The following is a 24,021-nucleotide window of genomic DNA, read 5'->3' as shown; positions in this document are numbered from 1 at the left end:
AGAAAGAAAATAATGTGCGGAATTGCAGGAATCATTACTCAAAATGCTCAGAATTACCAACAGGAAATTGTAAAAATGACCGATGCCATAGCACATCGGGGACCAGATTCCGCTCACTTCGAAACTCTTAATAATGCTATTTTGGGACATCGAAGGCTCTCTATTATTGATTTGTCCGATAACGGAAAGCAACCAATGTTTTCTAATACCCGCAAAGAATGTATCGTTTTAAACGGCGAAATCTACGGTTATCAAAAGATTAAAAAAGAATATCACAACTATCCGTACCGCGGAAACTCTGATACCGAAGTTATTCTGGCAATGTATCAGCAAAAAAAAGAAAAACTCATCACGGATTTGCCGGGCATGTTTGCTTTTGCTATCTGGGACGAAGAAAAACAGCAACTGTATTGTGCAAGAGACCGGTTTGGGGAAAAACCCTTTTATTATGCCATTGGTAAAAATGATGAATTTATCTTTGCGTCAGAAATTAAATCTATTTTAGCCAGCGGTCTTATTGAGCCCAGTGTCAATCATGAAGCGCTTTCGCATTATCTTCAGTATGGTTATGTAAATTCTTATCAGAGTATTTATTCTAATATTTTTACTTTGCCACCTGCACATCAACTCATCTGGAAGAACGGCAAGATCACTATTTCAAGATACTATAAATTACCTGCAAAGGATAAAGCAATAAGTCTTTCAGAAGCTAAAGAAGAATTTGCTTTTCTCCTGAAAAATGCTGTTAAAAAACAATTGATTGCTGATGTGGAAGTGGGAAGCTTTCTAAGCGGAGGTTTAGATTCTTCTTCGGTTGTAGCGATGGTAAATGAGTTTCTCCCCCATCAGACAACGATAAGCTTCGGCTATGATGACAGCAATAGTGAACTAAAATATGCGCAGGAAATTGCAGAAAAATACAAAACCAACCATATTGAGATTCACGAAAAAAAGAATGATATTGCCGCAGATTTACTATCAATATCACCTTTTTTAGACGAGCCTTTTGCAGATATGAGCTATATTCCGCAATATAAAATCTGCGAAGCTGCCTCCAGACATCTCAAAGTAGTACTTTCGGGAGATGTAGGTGATGAACTTTTCGGAGGTTATCACTTTTATCAGGGTGAAAACCAGCTTAAAAACCACTTCAGCTATCAAAATAATATTATAAAATTTGGGCTGAAATTTTATCAGAAGTTTAGAGCTGTTTCTTTTGTTACAAACCAGAATTTACATTACAATTCTATTGTTGATTTTCACCAGAATCATGTAAGAAATTATTTCTCTCCTCAGGAACGCATTGAATTAGGGATTGAAAGCAATTTCTATCAACCTTTCAGCTTTACTATCAATGATAGCTCTCTCAATGATATTATGAGAATAGATCTGGAAAAATATGTACCCTCAAACATGATGGTGAAATCTGACAGGATGGCAATGGCAAACTCTTTGGAAGTGAGAACTCCGTTTCTTGATCTTGATTTTGCAGAATTTTGTATTCAGCTCCCTGAAAATCTTAAACTTACTACTCATCATGATAAAATTATTCTTCGGGAATCTATGCAAAATTATTGGACAGAAACTATAAGAAACAGAAAAAAGCAAGGTTTTGGATCTTCCGTTAAAAACTGGTTTACAGAAAAAAGTCTTCAACATCTTTCCGACAGTCTTTTAAAAGATTCTTCACAGAAAGTTTTCAGGTTTTTAGATTTTAAAAATACCCAAAAATTTCTCAATCAAGATGCAAAACACTGGAATATTTTGCAGTTGGCTCTTTGGGCAGAAAACAATAAATAAAAATACTTACAATGAGTTGGAAAAAAAAGATTAGTGAAATTTTTTATTATCAGCAATGGTTATTCTCCACTAAACATCTTCGATCAGACTTTAAGAGATTTAAAGTTTTGAGTATTGAAAAGACAATAGATGAAGTATATCACAAAAAAAAATCAATCAGCCGTTTTGGTGACGGAGAGTTTAGATTAATTGCCTCACAGGGACACTATTTAGAATTTCAAGAAAACAGTAATTTATTAAGTGAAAAACTTCAGGAAGTATTACAATCAAATTTAGAAAACCATTTGGTTTGTATTCCCGAGCATTTTAATTCTTTTGCAAATTTTAATATTAAAACAAAATACTGGTGGAAAAAATTTATCAACAATTACGGCAAAATATTAAATCCTTATTTAGATAGAAATAAAATATACGGAAACTCGTTTCTATCTCGTTTCTACTTAAGTTACAAGAATAAAACAAAAAAAAGAAATGACCATATCGTTAAAATGTTAAAGAAAACCTGGCAAGATCAAGAGCTTTTACTTATTGAAGGGCGGTTTTCGAGATTAGGAGTTGGTAATAAATTATTTGACAATTCAAAATCAATACAAAGAATATTATGCCCGGATAAAAATGCTTTTAAACACTATGACAAAATTTTAGATGCAGCTAAAAAATATGGAAATAACAAAACAGTTCTGATTGCATTAGGTCCTACTGCCACGATTCTTGCCCACGATTTAGCAAAAGATAATTATTGGGCATTAGATATTGGTCATATTGATATTGAATATATGTGGTTTTTACAATCTGCTCAAGAAAAATTGCCCATAGCCGGAAGATATGTAAACGAGGCTGCTGAACAAAAATCCCTTGATATTTCTGGTGAATTTTTACAAGTCTATTTAAACAGTATTATTTTAGAAATTAAAGAATGAATTTTAATATATCCGTAATTATACCTGTTTACAATGCTGCTGAATTTTTAGAGAATGCAGTTAATTCTGCGTTGCAGTTTGAGGAAGTGAAAGAAATTTTGCTAATAGAAGATAAGTCCACCGACCATTCTCTCTTGGTATGCCAAAAATTATCTGATAATAATGATAAAATAAAACTTTTCCAGCATGCGGATAAAGGAAATCACGGTGCAGGAGCTACGCGAAATCTGGGACTTGAAAAAGCTTCACACGATTTTATTGCTTTTCTTGATGCAGATGATTATTATCTTCCCAACCGTTTTGATGCCGAAAGAGAATTATTTAACGATAAAAAAATTGAAGGTGTTTTTGGGGCTATTGGTGTCGACTTCCTTTCTAAAAAGGGAAAACAAGAGTTTGAACGGAAATTTAGAAACAATACGCTGACTACTGTTAACTACCATGCTGAAGGTAATGATGTTTTTTTAGGATTATTGCGTTTATCTCCTAAACAATTTGGCGTTTTCTTTTCACTGATAGGATTAACGATAAGAAAATCTGCTTTAGAGAGATCCGGATTACGTTTTAATGAAGAATTGCGAGTGCATCAGGATACAGATTTTAATCTTAAATTATCTTACTTGTGCCATTTGAAAACAGGAATTATCGACAAGCCTGTCTCTATAAGAGGTGTGCACGATGATAACAGAATTACCAAGATAAAACCATATTCGGCTCAGTTTTATAATAATATATTTAAACTTTACACTTCACTTTATTTTTGGAGTAAATCTGTTCCAGAAATGAATAAAAAAGCAATTAAAGTTATAAGACTCAGACATTTAAGTTTCAAAATCGCAAATATGAAAGGGATTAAAAAATATTTATATTTTGCATACTCTGCATTAACCTCCCCTGTTTTTGCAAAAACTGAATATAGATTTCATGCTCTAAAAAAACTCAAATGATAAAAAAAAGACTTTCTCAAATTTATGTTCTTCTACTTGATATATTTTATTATATCAATGCAAAATATTTTACAAATCATCATACAGAGAAAGAAAAGTACATTTTTATTGACTTCAAAAACCCTCAACTTTATCACAGGTATTTTTATACTTTGCTGAAAAATTTAAACTTAGCAGGCTATACAATTATATATCCAATGAGTTTTCATACCTACAGAAATTTGAGAAATGGCGATGTATATTTATCTCTAATGCTAAAAGAAGAAGGTTTTCTAACTATAAAAGATGTTCCTAAAAAAAAACAAGACATTCTTCTTACAGATAATCAGTTCAGCGAAGATTATTATGATGTTTTTTTTAATCATAAAAACATTGCGGTAGATTCTTATCACGTCCCGATGACATTTCATCCTTTTATGTATCATTATGGCTATTGGAATGAGCCAATCGATACCGCTGAAAGAATCAACAGCCTATTTTGTTTCGGAAACTTTGACAGGGAAGCATATAAAAACGTACATAAAGCTCCTTTTGACATTATAGATAGAGCAAGTCTTATAGATTTTTTTAGTGATTTCACAAACTTTATTTCCATAAAAAAAGAAGATGAACTTTCAAACATCATCCATAATAGAGAAGAAAAAAAGTTTGTTTTTGTTGAAAAGTATAACCTCCCCATTCCTATACAAAATGTAAGACCACTAATCAGTAAATTCAGATATTTTCTTTGTTGCCCTGGCGTTTTTGCGCCGTTGAGTCACAATTTTGCAGAAGCTGTATCTTGCGGTGTCATCCCCGTCATTCAGAAAAACTATGCCGATACAATATATCCAGCCTTAAAGGATGGTTATAATTCATTCATTTTTAATGACATTGATGATTTAAATAATAAAATAATAAATAATATCTTTGATTTATCTGAAGCCGACTATAACAAAATGAAAGAAAATGTTCTTAACTATTATAAAGAAAATATTCATCCAATAGGATTCAGTAATAAAATACTTAATAATATCAACAAGAAAAAAATCTTCTTAAATGCAAGTGAAAGAAGTGTCAAAAAAATAAAAATCCAAATACAATGATAAAAAAAATAAAAAGCATTCTTTTTGAAGAAGGCATCATAAACTACATTCAAAGAAAACGAAACATAACCTATCTTGATAGTAAGACTATTTTCAATATAAAGTATCGAAAAAAAAATACAAAAATAGTACTTAACAGAAAGTTTGGTCATGTAGATATGATGATTTTCAAAAACGGCATTTATGAGAAGGAAATTGTAGATGATATTTACAGCGAATTAGACCGTGGCAAGATTTTATTGGATATTGGTAGTAATATTGGGCAACACTCTTTGCTTTTATCGCCTTACTGCAAGGAAGTACATTCTTTTGAACCTATAAAAAGTGTATATGATCAGTTTAACGAAAGCATCAGAATCAATAAATTTCAAAATATCTATACCTATAACATTGCAATATCAGACAAAAAGGAAAGCAAATCTTTTAATTTTGTAAAAAATCACGCTGGTACAAGTTCTTTTGTTGAGCGTGAAGCCCAAAATGAAGTGGAAAAAATTACTGTGCATACAGATACTTTAGCCAATATTCTTATCAATAAAAAAATTGATGTTATTAAAATTGATGTAGAAGGATTTGAAGCTGTTGCTATCATGGGAAATAAAGATTTCATTTTAAAAAACAGACCGGTTATATTTTTAGAATACAACCCTAATTGGATTGATAGAGAAGGTAGTTATTCTTCCACTGAATTTTTTAATTTTTTTATTGATAATAATTACCAAGTTTATAGTAGAAGATTTAATAAAATTCTATCAAAAGAAAATTTGAATACTGAATCTCAAGACAATTGGATTGCCAAACCTTTATAAAAATGAAAATCTCTGTAATCATCCCCGTTTACAATGCCGAAAAATATATCGCTCAGGCGGTGGAATCTGCTTTGCAGTTTGAAGAGGTATGCGAAATTATTTTGATTGAGGATAAGTCGCCGGATAATGCTTTCGAAGTTTGCAAAGAACTAACTGAAAAACATGATCGAGTAAAACTTTATCAACATCCAGACAAAGGAAATCATGGTGCTGGTGCAAGCAGAAATTTGGGAATTGAAAAATCTACTGGTGATTTTATTGCATTTTTAGATGCAGACGATTATTATTTACCAAACAGATTTGATGCAGAAAAAGAACTTTTTCAAAATCCGGAGGTAGAGGGTGTTTATGGTGCAATCGGCGTACATTATTATACAGAAAAAGCTAAAGAACAATATTATAAAGTGTTCGGAGATCGTTTAACTACGGTTTATAAAAAACATAGGCCTGAAGATGTATTTTGCGGACAATTAGGAATGATTGGCAGCTTTGGACTCTTCAGCATAGATGCTTTGACTATCAGAAAATCAGCCCTGCTTTCCAAAGTATCACCTCTGATGAAAACTCATTTGAAACTGCATCAGGACACCGAATTTTTATTTAGGTTATCTTATTATCTTGATCTTTATCCTGGTATTTTAGACAAGGCTGTTGCCGTAAGAGGTGTACATGAAAGTAACAGAATTACGCAGGTTGACTCAAAAAAGATAAATCCGGCAAAAACAAGAGTTTTACTTTGGAAGGAAGTAAATGACTGGGCTTCTCAGGAAAAAACAATTCCACAGGACATCAAACTTCATATAAAAAGAATGCATAGAAGTTGGGAAATTGCCAATAATTCCGGGATAAGGAAGTGGACAATGATTTTAAAATATGCTATAAAAGATTATTCGGGAATCCGTTCTGGATTGTATAATGTAAATTTCCGTAATGAACTATTTTAGAATAGGGTATAATAGTCAAAAATAATCAGAATCTTAATCACATTACTCTATTTCACAAAAACACCCACAAATTTCCCTTCAAAATCAACCACGGTAGGAACAATTTTTTCCTGCTCGCAAAAATCCTGGAATGCAGAGTTATCATTTATATCATCAGAAATAAAGACTCCGCCTTTTCTCAATTTTTTATAGAGTGTTTCATAAGCCCACTGCATACCTTCATAAGATTTATCAGAATCGTAATGTACAACATCAATTTCATTGATTTCTTTGAAGATTTTCGGCAAAGATTCTCTGTCGGCATAACGAAAAAGCTTCCAGTTTGTTTTTAAACTTTCTGCTACCACACAACCTACATATTGATCACCATTTTGACCTAAATATGGCATATCAGAACTATACAAAGTACCGTTTCTTTTTTGTAAAGAAGTAAGTGCAGCAAAAGAACTCCACCCGTAAGCTACTCCAGTTTCTATAACGGTTTTTGCTTCTGTAAACTCACATGCACTATATAAAAGTTCTAAAGCTCCCGCACCACCCATTTTTATAGGACAGGCATTCTGAGCGTCCAAAGCTTTTTGATATTCTTGAGGATACTTTTCTGAGAAAGATTGGAAATCTACTCCAAATAATTTACTAATTGCATTTGGTTGGCTTATTGCAATTTTTGAAGCCCAAAGATTTGTGGCTTCCTTTCCCTTAAAAGCACTTTTTCTATTTATAGTATTTTTGATGATTTTTCGCCCCAACTCTGGATAGAGATCAGGTCTTTTGAGGTAACCTATGAAAGTTTTGAGAACTCTGGTTATTTCGCTCATAGTGTTTATTTTAATTATGCAAAAATATAATTTTTTCTAATAAAACAGTATTTTAATCAATGAATTATAAAATTTCATTTAAATAAGCATCTGAAGTATTATTTTAAAATATTATCTTGCATGATTAATTACACAATCGTTAAAAAATTTATTAAAATGAGCATTTGGGTAAAAGCTTTACGCTTCATGATGCGAAAATCACTTTTAAAAGAACTTCAAAATGCAGGATCTGTGCATTCTTCATTAAAGTTGGGATATATTCATGATTTCGAGATCAACAGCAATTTAAAAAATTTGATTATAAAAAAAAATATTAAATTTTATAATCATGTAAATATTATAATAGGTAAAAATGCAGTTCTCGAAGTTGATGAGAATACTACAATTAATAAATACACATCCATTGTTGCATTAGAAAAAATCACCATCGGGCAAAATTGTTTAATTGGTGAAAACGTGAAAATTTATGATAACAATCATAGAGTCGACATCCAAGATGGAATTCAATTCGCCAGTCATAAAGAATTTACCACTTCACCTGTAAAAATTGGAAACAATTGCTGGCTGGGAAGTAATGTTACCATTTTAAAAGGTGTTACTATAGGTGACAACAGTATTATAGGTGCAGGCTGTACTATTTATAAAGACGTTCCTGCCAACACAACCGTTATCAACAAACAGGAACTTATATTCAAAAATAAAGGGTAATGAAATTCTCAATACTTATTGCTCATTATAACAATTCTGTTTATTTTAAAGACTGTTATGAATCTCTTAAAAAGCAGACTTATACAGACTGGGAAGCGGTTATTTTAGACGATGCTTCAATAGATTCAGAAAAAAAGGCTGTCATGGATCTAATACAAAATGATTCAAGATTTAAGTTTTACGAGAATGAAAAAAATTTTGGCGTAGGCATTACAAAATCTAAGCTTATTGATCTTGCTACTGGTGCAATATGCGGTTTTGTTGACCCGGATGACGCTATACTTCCTTCTGCCATAGAAAAGGCAGTAGATGTTTTCAAACACAGCCAAGATACAGTACTTACCTATTCCCGTTTTATAAGCTGCGACCAACATCTGAACCCATTATTTGAATTCAAATCTGCAATGCAGGTTCCGAATGATGATATTTTTTTCTTTAATTACCCTGTGCAGATTGCTCATTTTGTGTGTTTTAGAAAAAGCACTTATGAATTAACCGAAAAAATGGACTCATCTTTGAAAATTGCTGAAGATCAGGATCTATATCTAAAACTTTATGAAAAAGGTAAAGTAAGGTTTATTAATGAATCCAATTATCTTTACAGAACCCACCTAAAAGGAATTTCTCAAAATGACAACAAAAAAGATTCTTATGAATATTGGGGACGGGTGATATTTAATGCTATGAAGAGAAGGAAAATTTCACATATTAATGACAAAAAAATACCAGCATGTTACACTAATTCTGAAGAAATATTCAGCCTGTTATCATACCAAAACAAAATATCATACCGTATAATAAAAAAACTGAAAATATTATTTCAGAAAATATGACACAGACAGAAAAAATAAAAGTTCTCTTCAGACACCGTTCTATGGAAATGGGCGGTGTTGAAAAAGTCATGCTGAGCATTATTAATAATTTGAATTCTGAAAAATTTGATATTACGGTATGTCTTAATATCAATCAGGGAGAACTAAGAGATGAAATCCCAACCCATGTAAGGAAAGTGTTTTTAGTTGAAGGGAAGGAAGATTTTTCCCAAAATTTTTTGATTAAAAAAATCCAATTAATTAAGCGTAAGATTAAATTAGATTTTCTGAGAAAAAATCCACAAATTATAGATGAAAAATATTTGGGAGATAAATACGATGTTGAAATTGCTATGACTTATAATGATTTTGAATCTGTATTAAATTCCTCTAACAAAAAATCAAAAAAAATAGGCTGGTTTCATTCAGAGATTAATGTGCTCAAAATAAAATCTCTAGTAGTTGGAATACTAAATCATTTCCCTCAGTTTGATCACATGATTTACTGTTCTGCAAACATTAAAGAAATGATGCATAAAGAATATCCCTCTCTTAATTATCCGCAGGAATCTGTTATCATCAATGCGATTCCAATTGATGAGATTAAAAATAAAGCAAAGACAGAAGTAAATGACTTTCATTTTAAAGAGCCTGTTTTTGTTTCGGTAGGAAGGTTACACACCAGAAAAGGATTTCACAAATTGATTCAAGCGCATTCTCGCTTAATAAAAGATGGATATAATCATACGATTATCATTATCGGAGAAGGAGAAGAGAGAGTGAACTTAGAAAAACTCATAGAAAGTCTGGATGTATCTAAATCCGTCTATTTACTTGGCAATAAGATGAATCCGTACCCCTATATTAACATGTCAAATTTCCTTATTTTACCATCACAGTCCGAGGCTTGGCCGCTTGTTATTGCTGAAGCTCTCATTCTTCAAAAACCTATAATTGCAACCAGTACAGGAGACATACCTAAAATGATTGAACACACAAGAACGGGCTTACTTATCAACTACACAGTTCAGGAGATGTATGATGCAATGAAAAAATTTTTAAATAATGAAGATGGAATAGTTGATGTGATTTCCGAAAATCTTTTAAAAATAGAAGAAAAATTTGATAACAAAAAGATTTTTGATACTGTGGAAGAAATCATTATAAATTTGGTGAAAAATAAAAACTCATGAATGCTTTTATTAAAAACTTATTTTCTTCGTTTAAAAAAAACAGCGATAACATCTGTTTAAAAATTGAGAATAAAAATTATACATATGCAGAAGTCTCCAGATTTGCACAGCAGATAAGATCACAACTACAAAATACAGATTCTCAGAATATCGGTATTTATCTTACTGATGATGTTTATATGTATGCTTCAATTTTAGCAATTTGGTTTGAAGGCAAAACATATGTTCCGTTACACCCCGGTTTCCCGATAAGTAAGAATTTGAACATCATTAGTCAAGCAGAGATAGAGATTGTTTTATCATCTATAGAAATGCAGGATCATTTTGGAATAAAGATCTTAAATTCTAAAGAAGATTTAGGAAAAGAAGAAAAAGATCCTAAAAATTCTTCTATAAATAATAACGCATATATTTTATTCACTTCCGGCAGTACCGGAAATCCAAAAGGAGTTCCAATCCAGTTTTCTAACCTGTTTTATTTTGCTGATTCTTTTCACAACACATTTGGTAATCTCACACCTGCAGATAATGTTTTACAGATGTTTGATCTTACTTTTGATTTGTCGGTGATGAGCTATCTTATTCCTTGGCTTAACGGTTCAAAAGTTGTTGCACTCCACAAAAGAGAAACAAAATTTTTACAAATTTTAGATCTTTTGGAAGCAGATGAAATTACTGTAGCACTAATGGTTCCAAGTATTTTGAATCTAATTATTCCTTATTTAGATACTCAAATACAAAATAAAAGCCTAAGGATGAATCTTTTCTGTGGCGAAGCACTTCTTACCAAACAAATTGAAGGTTGGAAACATTTTATTCCAAATGCTCAAATTTATAATGTATATGGTCCTACAGAAAATACAATATTTTGCACATATTACAAAATTGAACAAAAAATAAAAGCAATAAATGGCATCGTAAGTATTGGCAAATCAATGATCAATAGCCAATTAAGCTTTGATAAAGATGAAGCAAAAGAAGGAGAACTTTTACTCTCCGGAAAGCTGCTAACCCGATGCTATTGGAAAAATGATGATAAAACCAAAGAAGCTTTTTTTAATGATAATAGAAAAACTTTTTACAAGACAGGAGATTGGTGTATAAAAGATGATGATGGAGACTTTTTTTATACCAACAGGATAGATTTTCAAGCTAAGATTAATGGCTTCAGAATTGAATTATCGGAAATTGAATATTTTGCCAATCAAAAGCTCCAAAATGCAATAAGTATAGCGGTTGTTAGTAAAGATACGGGGAATAATGATATTTTGATACTATTTATTAATGATATAATGGCAGATGAAAGTGAAATACTTTCACATTTAGAAAAACATTTACCAGATTATTGCATCCCTACAAAAATTATAAAACTTGAAAATTTCCCTGTCAATACTTCTGGAAAAACAGATAGGATCGAACTAAAGAAAATGATTTTATGAATATCAGAAAAGCAGACAAAACAGACATCCCATTTATTGTAAATGCTATTGTGGAGATAGAAAGTTTCTCAGGTACAAATACATTTAACAAACTATTTGGAACAGATACAGAAACTACAAAAAACTATCTTGAAAGATTTCTGAATGATGATGAAAATTTTGATACAGAATTCTCGTTGAATACTTACACTGTTGTAGAGTTTGATAATCAAAGAGCCGCATGTTGCAGCATATTTTTTACAGATTCATTTTACTACCAGAGTAAAAGTGAGCTATTCGCTATACATCTGGAGAAAAATCACTTAGACCATTTTATAAAAAACGCAAAAAGTCTTCCTGATAATAAAAAATTATCATCCAACAAATTTTTTATAGAATATATTTTTGTACATAAAGCATTTAGAGGACAGAGAATTGCAGGAAAACTTATAGATTATCAGATTAGTAAAGTCACGGTTGAAAAGGTATATATTAATGTATTAGAAAACAATGAAAACGCATTTAATGCATACAAAAAACTAGGATTTAAAGAATACAAAAAAGTAAAAGTAAACCAGGATGGAAACAGAATTTATCCTACAGATAACAAAAATATCTTGATAAAAAAAATCAACTGAGTTTTTCAGGTCCTACCAAATTGGCAATATCATTTACAGTTTGTACCGATCTGAAACCTCTAGGATTAAGCTTCACATCAAACTGATTTTCAACAAGCTGCAAAACCAAAACCAAAGAAAGAGAACCAAATGAATCCAATTCTTTAAAATTTGTTTCGGGAGATATTGTTGTTTCTTCTCCCAACTCTTTCTGTAAAATATTACAAAATTCTTGTTTATTCATCTTCTCGTATTTAAAGATGACAAATTTATAAAAAAAATATTTTCGTGTTATGCTAATTTTATTTAAAGTCTTACATAAGATTCTAGACTTGCTTGAGAACTTCAAGCATACAATTTATGTAAAAATCTGTCAGGCAAACGGCTTAAAACTCGGCAAAGGAGTAATTATACGTCCCGGCGTAAATTTAGGCTCAGAACCATTTCTGATAGAAATTGACGATGACAGCAGAATTGCTAAAGGAACTGCGTTTATAAATCACTCTGGAGGAACTGCGAATCTCCGAAAAATTGAAGGGTATGAAGAGGTCAGAAATTTTGGTCGCATAAAAATTGGAAAAAACTGTGCTATAGGATTAAATTGTATCATTCTTCAGGATGTAAAAATGGGTGACAACTGCATTTTGGGAGCCAATTCTGTTCTTTCGGAGTCTATGCCAGACAATACTGTTTATGGAGGAAACCCTGCAAAATACATCTGCGAAATTGAAGATTACGGCGATGTTCTTAAAAAAACAACTATTGATTATCCTTTAGAACTTGAAAAAGACAAGAAAAAATTAAATCAATGGTTGAAGGAAAATTTACCTGAAAAATTCAAACCTTCAAACTAATGTCCCAAAAAAAGAAAATCCTCATCAGAATAGGTTCTCTGCGCCACGGTGGTGCAGAAAAAGTTTTGGCGACTTTTCTTAAAAATCTACCTGAAGATAAATACGAAATAGATTTGCTTTTAAACTTATACTCAGGAAAGTATTTGAGTGAAATCCCGAAATGGATCAACATCATCTATCTGAATAAAGGAGAGATGATTACTACTAACCGTTTGCAGGATCTTCCAAAGAAAGCATTCAGAGTTTTTTACCAAGGTTTACTGAAAAAATATCCCAAAATTCTATATTCTGCTATTCTCAAAAACAAAAAATACGACATAGAATTTGCCGCCATCCACGGAATGAGAGACGAGATTCTAAACTCCCCCATTTCTTCATCTAAAAAAATGGTCTGGATTCATAATGATCTCACCAAAACAGAATTTCACCATTATACGGATGATGAGTTTAGAAAATTCTTTGGATTTGATAAAATAATGGTGATTTCAGAGAAAATTCAAAACGATTTTGAAAAATTAGCCCGAAATGAAAAGGAGAAAAACAAAATCGTCAGAATTTACAACCCTTTGGATACGGAAGAAATTCTAAAAAAGTCCAATGAAAAAGCAACAGATTTCTTCGTTCCTCACAATGACAACCAACAACCGACAACCAACAACCGACAACCAACTTTCGTAAGTGTAGGAACGGTTTTCCCACAGAAAGGTTTTGACAGATTGCTGAAAGTCCATAAAAAACTTTTAGATGAAGGCTACCAACATCGGGTTCAAATTATTGGCGACGGTTATGATTTTGAAAACATCCGAAAATTAAAAGCAGAATTAGGCGTAGATAATACTGCTGAAATGCTTGGTTTTACAGACAATCCTTATCCCTATTTTAAAGCAGCAGAGTTTTATATTCTCAGTTCAAGATACGAAGGCTTTCCTACGGTTTTGTTTGAAGCGATTACGCTCAAAAAAAACATTATTGCTACAGAAGTTTCCGGAGTAAATGAAATGCTGGAAAACGGCAAATTAGGCTTAATTGTTGACAATTCCGAAGAAGGAATTTATGAGGGAATGAAAAAGGCATTGACAACACCAGATCATTTTAACACCTATCAAAACAATCTTAAAGATTATCAAATGCCTTTTAGTCTGGAAAATTCTGTCAACTCTATTATGGAAATTATTGACGAGCTTTCTGTATAAATCTAAGTATTTTGCACCACCAGAAAGTACAAAGGCATCCCGATTGTTATATTCATAGGGAAAGTAACTGCCAATGCCATCGGTAAAAATAATCCCGGATTGGCTTTTGGTACAGATATTTTCATAGCGGCAGGTACGGCGATATAAGATGCACTTGCCGCAAGAATAGCAAAAATAAAACGGCTAGAAACATCAGGAGTAACCCACGAACTTATCCACGCAACAATACAACCGTTTATCAATGGAATAATAGCTGCAAATAAAATAGGAAACCAGCCGAAAGAGAAAAAAGATTTTAGCTTTCGGCCGCTGGTAACCCCCATATCCAAAAGAAAAATAGCTAAAAACCCTTTGAATAAATCATTGGTGAAAGGTTTGATGCCTTCTGCCTGTTTATCATCGGCTAAAAAGCCAATTGCCAAACTTCCCAAAATAAGCAACACACTTCCGTTGGTAAATGAGTGTTTAATAGCGGTTCTTTTCTTGATTTCATTTCCCTGATCTTTCCCGAAAATCGAAATGAGCACTAATCCCATTATAATTGCCGGAGATTCCATCAGTGCCATAATGGCTACCATATGACCGTGCAATGTCAATTGCTGCGCTTCTAAATAACTTGCAGCCGTTACAAAAGTTACGGCACTTACCGAGCCATAAGCTGCAGCAATAGCTCCTGCATCATAAAGTGACAGCCGCTTCTTTAAAATAAAAAATGTGTACAACGGAATAACCAGCGATAAAGCTATTCCAAAAAGCATAGACCAACCGATTTCTGCCGTAAAATGCTCGTGCGACAATTCCTGTCCGCCTTTAAATCCAATAGCAAAAAGCAGGTATAAAGAGATAAACTTGGAAGAGTTGGGCGGTATTTCCAAATCGCTTTTTACCAGCACAGCTATTACCCCCAACACAAAAAACAACAATGCAGGATTGGTTAAATTTTCTATCAATAAATCAAAATCCATTCGTTTAATTTTACTTAATTTTTTATCTTTTCACAGCGCGGCTGAGCCTGTCATTTAATGTAATGCCCAATCCGTTATCTGGTATGCGTTCAGCAATAATGACGTCCAAATCCATTGCATCCAACCGATGCAAAGCGGCATACAAATTTTTGGTGGCTTCTTTTAAATCTCCTTTTACAGAAAGAACTTCCTGATAGGCAACTGCTGTTTTCGTTTGATTTTTAAATGTTAAAGCACCAATTCTTTTTCCTGAATTTTTCTGAATTTCGTTTTCAATATTTTCCGTAAGTACCGCAGGAGTTTTGGGGGCATAATGTTTTGAAAGCATTCCGGGTGCATCGGGCGTGGTATCGTTATGGGTTAGGGTTTCTACTTTGCCAATCACCTGCTCTATTTCTTCTACCGAAACCGAACCGTGCCGGTACAAAACAGCTTCATCGCCCTGAAATCCGATGATGGTAGATTCCACTCCGTTTGCACAATTTCCGCCATCTAAAATGATGGGCAGTTCTTCTTGAAAATAATTCCATACGTGTTGTGGAGAAGTAGGACTAATGCTTCCAAAAGGATTGGCACTGGGTGCTACTAAAGGAAAATCTAACTGTTCCAATAACGCCAATGCAACTAAATGCTGCGGAATTCTTACCGCCACAGTATCTTTTCCTGCCGTTATCAAATCGGAAATATGATTTTGCTTTTTCAACACTAAAGTGAGCGATCCCGGCCAAAATTTTTCGGCTAAAATTTTTGCTTTTTCCGGAATTTCCCTTGCTACTTCTTTCAACTGTGCTACCGAATGCAGATGCACAATTAACGGATTGTACAACGGTCTTTTTTTAAGCTCAAAAATTTTTTTAATGGCCGTTTCGTTGTAAGCATTTCCTGCCAAACCATAAACCGTTTCCGTTGGCAGCGCTATCAACTCATTATTTTCTAATGCTTCTATCGCTTTTTGAATATCTTTTGTAATCATTTTTTCTTCATTAAGGATTGCAGAAATCGCAGTACATAGGATCTTCCAGTTGTTTTTGATGCGGATATTTTTCCTCTTTTTTAAAATCGCACTTTTTACAGGAATAAATGTAACTCAGCGTGCTTCTGGTAGGAAAACCACATTGTGCGCAAAGCAAACCTTTCACGGCTTCGGTAATATCAAAACCGGGTGTTTGGCAATTGGGGCAGGTGCATTTAATTTTTTCTACCAATTTTTTCGTAGTTTTTTCAATTACGCTCATTCTGGTAGGATTGTACATTGCCCGCATATCGGTTTCTACAAATGCTTTTCCGTATAGTTTTTGAAATTCTTTAAAACTATTGAGCAGCTTAGTTTCATCTGTAATTCCTTTTACCAAATGCGTAGCATCCTGCGCTTCTTTTCTAATAATTAAGCCGTGCTGCGGAAAACTTGCTTTGGCAGCAAACTCCAATAACTCCCTTTCTGTTGCCACTTCTGATCCTGCAAAATTGGTTTCCAAACTTATTTCTCGGGCTATAATTTCCAGCTTATTTTTTTCATCCAGCAACACCAGAAATTCTTCGTCTGCCGAAGCAAAAAACACACTGGGATGCGCCCCAAAAGAACCTTCGCTTGCAATAGCCAAATCGCATTTTTCCAAACTCATCGCTGCTCTGCATTTTTCTTTTACCGTGATAAGCGGATCGTTTTCGCGTTCTACTTCCCCCGTAAAAGTTCCTAAAACATCTGTATCAAACTGCTGCGAAACAATACATTTTACCCCAAATTCTTTTTCAAAAATTGGGGCAATCACCTTTTCTTTTTGATGTTTGGTGGCAATAAGCAGGGTTCTTCCTTCAAACATATTTATTCTTCAATAAAAGAAATATGAATTTCTGAGGATAAATGAAGTCTTTTATGATGCTGCTGCGCCCAGGTGAAAATTTCGTTCAGCCGCTGCAATTCTTTTTTAAGTTCCGGAATTCTGCTTACCGCAGTTTCGTCATCCTTTCCGAAACGCTCTCTGCTGCTGAAATTTTTATGATCGTGAAATTTAATTTTGGTGGTAAAAATATTCTGCAAAATTTCTTTGGCTTCTTCTGTGGTAAAGTTCCCTTCTATAAGGGTTAGTTTTTCTAAATTATTCATTGTCTTCTTTTTTTTGAGGTGAAAATTTTTGGATACAATCTGCTCCGATAACAATAGCCAGCACAATAAACAAGTGGCTGTAAATGGTATTTTCTATGAAGATTCCCAACAACAGCAACACCGTCATCAATCCTAGAGCAATAGCTATACTTAAACTTTTGGCAATCATAATGGGTGATGTTTTTACTACTTATTGCCCTTGACCTAATGCGAAACCTGGTTTGCCATCAAAGTTGTACAGATTCTCTGTTTTGATTGTATCCACTTCCTGTTCTAAGGCATTTTGCAATATTTGAACGATATGTTCTTTCTGAATTTCCTGATTTTCAGAAGGTTTGAATCTACATCTCCAATGATCGGTACAGAAAGTTTCTTTAAAACCATCGGGCCACACCTTAATACCACGGTTGGTAATCATTGTAAGTTGAATGCCTTCTGTTTGAATTTTTTTCATTTTCTCTGCCAATTCGTTAGGATCTGTTCCGCTCCAATGCACGAAAACATCTACTCCTGCCAATTCTTTTTTCGCCGAAGGTTTTCTTTGGTATTTTGGAAGATTCATTACCGTATTGTTGGCATAATGCACCGGTTTTAGCTGGGCTGGTTTTTGTCCCAGATTAGCAATTACGGCATCGGCAAACGCTTGGGTTCCTACTTTTTGTTTGCTGGTTTCATCGCTGAAAATATCTTGGGTATGAATACCGTCTTCCAGCGTTTTCAGCCACGCATTGTGTACTTTTTCCGCCACCTCGTTTTGTCCGATGTGGTTCAGCATCATCACGGCTCCCTGCAATAAACCTGAAGGATTAGCAACGTTTTGTCCTGCAATGGTAGGCGCAGAACCGTGAATAGCCTCGAACATAGAACATTCTTCTCCGATATTGGCAGAGCCTGCCAAACCAACAGAACCCGTAATTTGTGCAGCTATATCGCTGATGATGTCTCCGTATAAATTCGGCATCACAATCACATCAAAATCTTCCGGTGTATCTGCCACTTTTGCAGCACCTATATCAACAATCCAGTGTTCATTTTCTATTTCCGGATATTCTTTTGCAATTTCATTGAACACCTGGTGAAACAATCCGTCGGTTTGTTTCATAATATTGTCTTTGCTAAAGCAGGTAACTTTTTTACGGTTTTGCTGTTTGGCATATTCAAAAGCATATCTTACAATTTTTTCGCAGCCTGGTCTGCTGATGAGTTTCAGACACTGTATTACCTCATCGGTCTGCTGATGTTCTATTCCTGCATACAAATCTTCTTCATTTTCTCTCACAATAACCATATCCATTACCGGATGTTTGGTACTTACGAAAGGGTGCAAACTGGTGCAAGGTCTTACGTTGGCGTACAATCCTAAAAATTTTCGGGTGGTTACATTCAAGCTTTTGTATCCTCCACCTTGAGGAGTGGTGATAGGTGCTTTTAGAAAAATTTTATTTCTTCTGATAATGTCCCAGCTTTCGGATGAAATTCCGGAAGTATTTCCGGACAGATATACTTTCTCGCCAATTTCTATTTCATCAATTTCCAATTGTGCTCCTGCTGCTAAAATAATTTTGAGGGTTGCATCCATAATTTCCGGACCTATACCATCTCCTTTGGCTACTGTAATTCTTTTCATTGCCTAATTTTTTAGATTGTTATTTCTGTGGACAAATTTGAGAAATGAAATTCATAAATTTTTATTTATTTTTGTAATGTTTTATATAAACATATTTTATGAATTACACGTTAAATCAATTGCAGATATTCCTGAAAATTGTACAGACTCAGAGCGTTACAAAAGCTTCGGAAGAGCTTCATCTCACGCAGCCTGCAGTTTCGATACAATTGAGAAACTTTCAGGATCAGTTTAATATTCCGCTTACTGAAGTCATTGGCAGAAAAATTTACATTACCGATTTTGGCAGAGAAATAGCCAAAGCAGCCGAAGTAATTATTCAGCAGGTACACGCCATTAATTATAAAACGATGGCTTATAAAGGGCAACTTACAGGCAGATTAAAAATTTCTGTAGTGTCTACCGGAAAATATGTGATGCCCTATTTTTTGAGTCAGTTTATGCAACAACATCCCGGAATTGAGCTTGAGATGGATGTCACCAACAAACAAAAAGTAATAGAAAGTCTGGAAAATAATGAAGTGGATTTTGCGCTGGTTTCTATCTTGCCCAAAAATTTAAGTATCGAAAAATTAGACTTACTGCAAAACAAACTTTTTTTGGTAGGAAATGCGCAGCAAAACGTGGAAAGTCAGGAAAATGTAAAAGATTTCTTTGAAAGTTTGCCGTTAATTTTTCGGGAAAAAGGTTCGGGAACCCGACAAACTATGGAAAAATTCATTAACCAAAACCATATTTCTGTACTTAAAAAAATGGAACTTACCTCCAACGAAGCGGTAAAACAAGCTTTGTTAGCAGGTTTAGGGTTTTCTATTATGCCGCTCATAGGAATCAGAAACGAGCTGCGGAATAAAGAGTTACAAATTATCCCGATGAAAGGTTTACCTATCAAAACCAACTGGAGCCTGATCTGGCTTAGAGAGAAAAAACACAGTCCGGTTTCTGAAGCATTTTTAGAATTCCTGCAAAAAGAAAAAGAAACTATTGCCCACGAAACATTTAGGTGGTATGAGAAGTATTAATTTCTATGACATAAAATCAATTTTTTAAAAATTAAATAGATTAGTTACAATTAATTACTTTTGTTTAAAATTAATCAACATCAGTTGATCAATCTTCATTCTCTGCACAATATGAAAAATTACACTACAATACAGAAGGATTTCTACAGGGAAAGCGGAAAATGGCTTTCCGGCAAAGATATTTTGATAAAATGTATTAATCCAAACCTGCATTATATCTTTCTTTTGAGAAAGTGTCAAAAACATTCAAAAAAATCAATTCCAGGTATTTTCTGGAGATTTTTGTTAAGACATTATCAGATTAAATACGGTTTTCAGATTTATCCTGAAACTGAAATAGGAGAAGGTTTTTATTTAGGACATTGGGGAGCAGTAGTCGTTAATCCCAAAACAAAAATTGGCAAAAACTGCAATATTGCACAAGGTGTAACCATCGCACAGGCCAACAGGGGAAAAAATGAAGGCGTTCCTGAGATTGGCAATCAGGTTTGGATTGGTCCTAATGCAGTAATTGTAGGAAAAATAAAAATTGGAGACAATGTACTTATTGCTCCAAATGCCTATGTTAACTCAGACGTTTCATCAAATTCTTTAGTTATCGGAAATCCAGCACAGATTATTTTAAAAGAAAATGCTACAGAGGGCTATATCAACCATTTAGTTTAACAAACCTTTTGCTGAAAGCAGAAACCACGCATTTATAAAGGGTTTGTTTAAATTTATTTTATTATATTTATACGTTTAAATTTTAAAAAATAACTAAATGTCTCAAAAGTACAACAAAATTTTTGAAAACAACAAAGCGTGGATTGACAAAAAGCTAGGCGAAGATGCCGACTTTTTTAAGAAATTATCTGCCGGTCAATCACCTGATTATCTGTACATTGGATGCAGTGACTCCAGAGTAACAGCAGAAGAACTAATGGGAGCTGGTCCTGGTGAAATTTTCGTCCACAGAAACATTGCCAATGTTGTAAACACTCTGGATATGAGTTCTACCGCTGTAATACAGTATGCTGTGCAACACTTAAAAGTAAAACACATTATTGTTTGCGGACATTACGGATGCGGTGGCGTAAAAGCGGCAATGACTCCACAAGATTACGGATTAATGAATCCTTGGCTAAGAAACATCAGAGATGTGTACAGATTACATCAGGCTGAGCTGGATGCAATAGAAAACGAACATCAAAGATACAACCGCTTAATAGAGCTGAATGTACAAGAACAATGCGTAAACGTCGTAAAAATGGCAGTGGTGCAGGAAAGATATATCCTCGAACAATATCCCATTGTACACGGATGGGTTTTTGATCTGGAAACAGGAAAAATCATTGATCTGAACATTGACTTTGAAAAAATATTAAAGGACATTCAGAAAGTATATGACCTTACCAATTCTGACTGGGTTATGAGCAGAAAAAACAACATCAATTTAAAAGATTAAGTCATCAATACATTACTGAAATATACAGGCATTTTAACGTTGGCAATTTTTGTCAACTTTATCGTTCTGCCTAGTTTATCCGTAATATTTGAATGGAATCTTACCACACTTAGCAATGATATAATCGAAGAAGAGGTAAAAACCAATACTGCGAATTTTAATGAAAAATTCCCACCTAAACCTTACAAATCCAGCGATTATATATTGGTAAAACAATCTATAGAAGATAAAAAAAACAAATTCGAGCAAAGAGATGTTTCTATACATCTGAACCCTTTTATCTCTATATTTTCACCGCCTCCCGAAGTTTAACATTAATATTTAGAGCAATTAAATTATTAGTTGCCTGATACAGTGTGCTTATATTTTTCATATAAGTGTATTGTCATTTTATAATTATTATATTAAACTAAGTAATGAAAAAAGTTTCATTTTTTGCAGATTTAAAACAAAATCTGCCATCCGGATTAGTAGTATTTCTGGTAGCTCTTCCTTTGTGTTTGGGAATTGCGCTGGCTTCCGGAGCACCACCATTATCAGGGATTATTGCAGGTATCGTAGGTGGTCTTGTTATCGGATTTTTAAGTAACTCTAATATTTCTGTTTCTGGTCCGGCTGCAGGTCTCGCAGCAATTGTTTTGGCAGGAATTACTGATTTGGGAAGTTTCGAGCTGTTTTTGGCAGCCGGAATTATAGCAGGAGCTATACAGCTGGTTCTTGGTTTTTTAAGAGCAGGCAGTATTTCCAATTATTTCCCCAATAATGTAATCGAAGGAATGCTTGCAGGTATTGGTGTCATTATTATTTTGAAACAAATTCCCCATTCTGTGGGCTATGATAAAGATTTTGAAGGTAACCAAAGAATTTTTGACGGTTTTAATCTTCAGGAATATCTAACCAACCTAACCAGTGCAATTTCCACAGGAGCGGTAATTGTAACCTTGGTTTCGCTTGCGATTCTTATCACTTGGGACAAAGTTTATATTTTAAAAAGAATAAAAATGCTTCCCGGTGCTTTGGTGGCAGTAGCGGTAGGAATTGTTCTGAATGAAGTTTTTAAAGGCACCTCTTTAGAAATCGCTAAAGAACATCTGGTAAACCTACCGGTTCCTCAATCTACGGAAGATTTTAAAAAATTAATTACTTTCCCTGATTTTAAAGGATTTCTGGATGTAAAAGTCTGGATTTTAGGAGCAACTATAGCTGTTGTAGCATCAATAGAAACGCTGCTTTGTATAGAAGCATCTGACAGAATGGATGTACACAAGAGAATTACAGATACCAATCTGGAGTTAAAAGCTCAGGGAATAGGAAATCTGATCTCTTCATTCATTGGAGGATTACCAATGACATCAGTTGTCGTAAGATCTTCTGCCAATGCCAATGCCGGTGCAACCAGTAAAAGCTCTGCCATCATCCATGGTGTATTTATGTTGATTTGTGTGCTTACAATTCCTTTCCTGCTTAATAAAATTCCTTTGGCTACATTGGCTGCAGTATTGTTAATCGTAGGTTATAAACTTGCAAGTCCTGCCAAACTGAAACATTTTTGGGAAAAAGGAAAGTATCAGTTTCTGCCATTTATTGCTACATTAATCGCTGTTGTTGCATTAGATCTTCTAAAGGGTGTTGCTATAGGAATCGGCTTCTCTATATTCTACCTATTGCAGGGAAATATGAAAAGAGCCTATTACTTCAGTAAAGAACAGCTGGAAGATGCAGATGAGGTGAAAATTGATCTTGCTGAAGAAGTTTCTTTCTTAAACAAAGCCGCCATAAAGAAAACGCTTAAAAATATCGAATCTAATTCTAAAGTAGTTATTAATGCCAGCAAAACCTCCTATATTTCTGATGACATTATCGAAATGATAGAAGATTTTGCCAATGTAAGAGCTGTAGAAGAAAATATAGATGTGCGTTTGGAAGGCTTTAAAACTTCATACAAAGATTACGCAAATGATCAGCAGTCACATGTAAAAGTAACACATAGACGAACAATCTAATCATTAAAAGCAGATGATTATTTTATAATACCGACTTATTTAGCATTCATATTCTTTCCGCCGCAAGCAAAGCTTACGGCGGATTTTATTTTCCGTTAAATGCAGACATCGTATTATTAATTCCTGCAAAAACAAATGAAAGACAGGCTTTTGCAGACTTTTCAATTCTTTCTGGCAGCTTCTCACTTTCTTCCTGATTCCAGCTTCCTAAAACGTAATCTACCTGCCGCCCTTCTGAAAACTCTGCCGAAATCCCAAAGCGAAGTCTCGCATAATTTTGAGTCTGTAAAACTTCCTGAATATTCTTCAGTCCGTTATGACCTGCGTCAGAACCCTTCATTTTCATTCTCAAAGTTCCAAAGGGCAAAGCAAGATCATCAGTAACGATCATTACATTTTCTAAGGGAATATTTTCTTTCTGCATCCAGTATTTTACAGCATTTCCGGAGAGATTCATGTAAGTGTCGGGCTTTAGAACAAAAACTTTTCTACCTTTATATTTACCTTCTGCCATCCAGCCAAAATTGGTTGTATTAAAAGAAACCTCAAGATCCTCAGCAATTTTTTCAGCTACTTTGAAACCTATATTATGACGGGTATTTTCATATTCTGTTCCTTTATTTCCAAGACCTACAATTAAATATTTCATGAAATTATTTTTTGCAAAATTAAGGTTTATAAAACAAAAAGCTCAACCCCATAAAAGGATTGAGCTAAAATATTTTAATGACATTA

27 protein-coding genes are annotated in these 24,021 nt (G+C 33.8%); 18 read left to right on the top strand and 9 right to left on the bottom strand.

Annotated elements, in window-relative coordinates:
* Positions 1–12 precede the first annotated feature (12 nt).
* Genes asnB through AC0NBN_RS12495 form a run of 6 tightly spaced genes read left to right on the top strand, consistent with a single transcriptional unit; the run spans position 13 to position 6,505 of the window.
* Entirely contained in the window at positions 13–1,800 is a 1,788-nt protein-coding gene (asnB, locus tag AC0NBN_RS12520; RefSeq protein ID WP_160813386.1) for an asparagine synthase (glutamine-hydrolyzing), read from the top strand.
* Positions 1,801–1,811: 11 nt separating this feature from the next.
* Positions 1,812–2,720: a GT-D fold domain-containing glycosyltransferase gene (locus AC0NBN_RS12515; protein WP_160813384.1), complete on the top strand. Its 909-nt coding sequence runs from the start codon at positions 1,812–1,814 to the stop codon at positions 2,718–2,720.
* The gene (locus tag AC0NBN_RS12510; protein WP_160813382.1) at positions 2,717–3,667 is read left to right on the top strand and encodes a glycosyltransferase family 2 protein; all 951 of its coding nucleotides are present in this window, start codon (positions 2,717–2,719) and stop codon (positions 3,665–3,667) included. The genes AC0NBN_RS12515 and AC0NBN_RS12510 overlap by 4 nt, the downstream gene beginning before the upstream one ends.
* Positions 3,664–4,752 carry a hypothetical protein gene (locus AC0NBN_RS12505; protein WP_160813381.1) on the top strand — a complete coding sequence of 363 codons (1,089 nt, stop codon included), beginning with the start codon at positions 3,664–3,666 and terminating at the stop codon, positions 4,750–4,752. The genes AC0NBN_RS12510 and AC0NBN_RS12505 overlap by 4 nt, the downstream gene beginning before the upstream one ends.
* Entirely contained in the window at positions 4,749–5,561 is an 813-nt protein-coding gene (locus tag AC0NBN_RS12500) for an FkbM family methyltransferase (RefSeq protein ID WP_160813379.1), read from the top strand. The genes AC0NBN_RS12505 and AC0NBN_RS12500 overlap by 4 nt, the downstream gene beginning before the upstream one ends.
* A gap of 2 nt (positions 5,562–5,563) precedes the next feature.
* Entirely contained in the window at positions 5,564–6,505 is a 942-nt protein-coding gene (locus AC0NBN_RS12495) for a glycosyltransferase family 2 protein (RefSeq protein WP_160813377.1), read from the top strand.
* Between the two features lie 47 nt (positions 6,506–6,552).
* Here AC0NBN_RS12495 and AC0NBN_RS12490 read toward each other — a convergent pair whose 3' ends face one another.
* Positions 6,553–7,323 (bottom strand): class I SAM-dependent methyltransferase, encoded by a 771-nt coding sequence (locus tag AC0NBN_RS12490; protein ID WP_160813375.1) that lies wholly within the window; start codon positions 7,321–7,323, stop codon positions 6,553–6,555.
* Positions 7,324–7,479: 156 nt separating this feature from the next.
* Here AC0NBN_RS12490 and AC0NBN_RS12485 point away from each other — a divergent pair, with 156 nt between their 5' ends.
* The 5 genes from AC0NBN_RS12485 to AC0NBN_RS12465 are packed head-to-tail and all read left to right on the top strand — an operon-like array spanning position 7,480 to position 12,092.
* Positions 7,480–8,031: an acyltransferase gene (locus AC0NBN_RS12485; protein WP_160813373.1), complete on the top strand. Its 552-nt coding sequence runs from the start codon at positions 7,480–7,482 to the stop codon at positions 8,029–8,031.
* Positions 8,031–8,864 (top strand): glycosyltransferase, encoded by an 834-nt coding sequence (locus AC0NBN_RS12480; protein WP_160813372.1) that lies wholly within the window; start codon positions 8,031–8,033, stop codon positions 8,862–8,864. The genes AC0NBN_RS12485 and AC0NBN_RS12480 overlap by 1 nt, the downstream gene beginning before the upstream one ends.
* The gene (locus AC0NBN_RS12475) at positions 8,861–10,036 is read left to right on the top strand and encodes a glycosyltransferase (RefSeq protein WP_160813370.1); all 1,176 of its coding nucleotides are present in this window, start codon (positions 8,861–8,863) and stop codon (positions 10,034–10,036) included. Before AC0NBN_RS12480 ends, AC0NBN_RS12475 begins: the two co-directional genes overlap by 4 nt.
* Complete coding sequence (locus AC0NBN_RS12470) at positions 10,033–11,475, top strand: AMP-binding protein (RefSeq protein WP_160813368.1); 1,443 nt, start codon at positions 10,033–10,035, stop codon at positions 11,473–11,475. Before AC0NBN_RS12475 ends, AC0NBN_RS12470 begins: the two co-directional genes overlap by 4 nt.
* The gene (locus AC0NBN_RS12465) at positions 11,472–12,092 is read left to right on the top strand and encodes a GNAT family N-acetyltransferase (protein ID WP_160813366.1); all 621 of its coding nucleotides are present in this window, start codon (positions 11,472–11,474) and stop codon (positions 12,090–12,092) included. The genes AC0NBN_RS12470 and AC0NBN_RS12465 overlap by 4 nt, the downstream gene beginning before the upstream one ends.
* Here the strand turns inward: AC0NBN_RS12465 and AC0NBN_RS12460 are convergent.
* Positions 12,085–12,315 carry a phosphopantetheine-binding protein gene (locus AC0NBN_RS12460; protein ID WP_160813364.1) on the bottom strand — a complete coding sequence of 77 codons (231 nt, stop codon included), beginning with the start codon at positions 12,313–12,315 and terminating at the stop codon, positions 12,085–12,087. The two genes, AC0NBN_RS12465 and AC0NBN_RS12460, sit on opposite strands and share 8 nt — an antisense overlap.
* A gap of 49 nt (positions 12,316–12,364) precedes the next feature.
* Between AC0NBN_RS12460 and AC0NBN_RS12455 the strand changes: the two genes are divergently transcribed.
* Positions 12,365–12,925, top strand: coding sequence for an acyltransferase (locus tag AC0NBN_RS12455; protein WP_160813362.1), 561 nt, complete (start codon positions 12,365–12,367; stop codon positions 12,923–12,925).
* Positions 12,925–14,118, top strand: coding sequence for a glycosyltransferase (locus AC0NBN_RS12450; RefSeq protein ID WP_160813361.1), 1,194 nt, complete (start codon positions 12,925–12,927; stop codon positions 14,116–14,118). Before AC0NBN_RS12455 ends, AC0NBN_RS12450 begins: the two co-directional genes overlap by 1 nt.
* 2 nt (positions 14,119–14,120) lie before the next feature.
* Here AC0NBN_RS12450 and AC0NBN_RS12445 read toward each other — a convergent pair whose 3' ends face one another.
* The 6 genes from AC0NBN_RS12445 to AC0NBN_RS12420 are packed head-to-tail and all read right to left on the bottom strand — an operon-like array spanning position 14,121 to position 18,814.
* On the bottom strand, positions 14,121–15,083 hold the full coding sequence (locus AC0NBN_RS12445; RefSeq protein ID WP_160813360.1) for a sodium-dependent bicarbonate transport family permease: 963 nt from the start codon (positions 15,081–15,083) through the stop codon (positions 14,121–14,123).
* A 22-nt stretch (positions 15,084–15,105) separates the two neighbouring features.
* On the bottom strand, positions 15,106–16,056 hold the full coding sequence (locus AC0NBN_RS12440) for an L-threonylcarbamoyladenylate synthase (RefSeq protein WP_160813359.1): 951 nt from the start codon (positions 16,054–16,056) through the stop codon (positions 15,106–15,108).
* A 10-nt stretch (positions 16,057–16,066) separates the two neighbouring features.
* On the bottom strand, positions 16,067–16,903 hold the full coding sequence (locus AC0NBN_RS12435) for a DUF6671 family protein (RefSeq protein ID WP_160813358.1): 837 nt from the start codon (positions 16,901–16,903) through the stop codon (positions 16,067–16,069).
* Positions 16,904–16,905: 2 nt separating this feature from the next.
* Positions 16,906–17,187 carry a hypothetical protein gene (locus tag AC0NBN_RS12430; RefSeq protein WP_160813356.1) on the bottom strand — a complete coding sequence of 94 codons (282 nt, stop codon included), beginning with the start codon at positions 17,185–17,187 and terminating at the stop codon, positions 16,906–16,908.
* Positions 17,180–17,356, bottom strand: a complete 177-nt coding sequence (locus AC0NBN_RS12425; protein WP_160813355.1) for a hypothetical protein — start codon at positions 17,354–17,356, stop codon at positions 17,180–17,182. The genes AC0NBN_RS12430 and AC0NBN_RS12425 overlap by 8 nt, the downstream gene beginning before the upstream one ends.
* Positions 17,357–17,377: 21 nt before the next feature.
* Positions 17,378–18,814: an NADP-dependent isocitrate dehydrogenase gene (locus AC0NBN_RS12420; RefSeq protein WP_160813353.1), complete on the bottom strand. Its 1,437-nt coding sequence runs from the start codon at positions 18,812–18,814 to the stop codon at positions 17,378–17,380.
* Positions 18,815–18,912: 98 nt separating this feature from the next.
* Between AC0NBN_RS12420 and AC0NBN_RS12415 the strand changes: the two genes are divergently transcribed.
* From AC0NBN_RS12415 to AC0NBN_RS12395, 5 genes are all read left to right on the top strand, one after another.
* Positions 18,913–19,836: a LysR family transcriptional regulator gene (locus AC0NBN_RS12415; protein WP_143885540.1), complete on the top strand. Its 924-nt coding sequence runs from the start codon at positions 18,913–18,915 to the stop codon at positions 19,834–19,836.
* Between the two features lie 111 nt (positions 19,837–19,947).
* On the top strand, positions 19,948–20,502 hold the full coding sequence (locus tag AC0NBN_RS12410; RefSeq protein WP_160813352.1) for a serine acetyltransferase: 555 nt from the start codon (positions 19,948–19,950) through the stop codon (positions 20,500–20,502).
* Positions 20,503–20,599: 97 nt separating this feature from the next.
* Positions 20,600–21,283: a carbonic anhydrase gene (locus AC0NBN_RS12405; RefSeq protein ID WP_143885538.1), complete on the top strand. Its 684-nt coding sequence runs from the start codon at positions 20,600–20,602 to the stop codon at positions 21,281–21,283.
* A gap of 39 nt (positions 21,284–21,322) precedes the next feature.
* Entirely contained in the window at positions 21,323–21,595 is a 273-nt protein-coding gene (locus tag AC0NBN_RS12400; protein ID WP_143885537.1) for a hypothetical protein, read from the top strand.
* A gap of 104 nt (positions 21,596–21,699) precedes the next feature.
* The gene (locus AC0NBN_RS12395; protein ID WP_160813351.1) at positions 21,700–23,286 is read left to right on the top strand and encodes a SulP family inorganic anion transporter; all 1,587 of its coding nucleotides are present in this window, start codon (positions 21,700–21,702) and stop codon (positions 23,284–23,286) included.
* 85 nt (positions 23,287–23,371) lie between these two features.
* Here the strand turns inward: AC0NBN_RS12395 and pth are convergent, their stop codons facing one another.
* Complete coding sequence (gene pth / locus AC0NBN_RS12390) at positions 23,372–23,935, bottom strand: aminoacyl-tRNA hydrolase (RefSeq protein WP_160813350.1); 564 nt, start codon at positions 23,933–23,935, stop codon at positions 23,372–23,374.
* Positions 23,936–24,021 lie beyond the last annotated feature (86 nt).

This window comes from Chryseobacterium sp. L12, from assembly GCF_056133985.1.
Note: the sequence above shows the minus strand (reverse complement) of the source record. Positions and strands in the feature narration are given on the sequence as shown.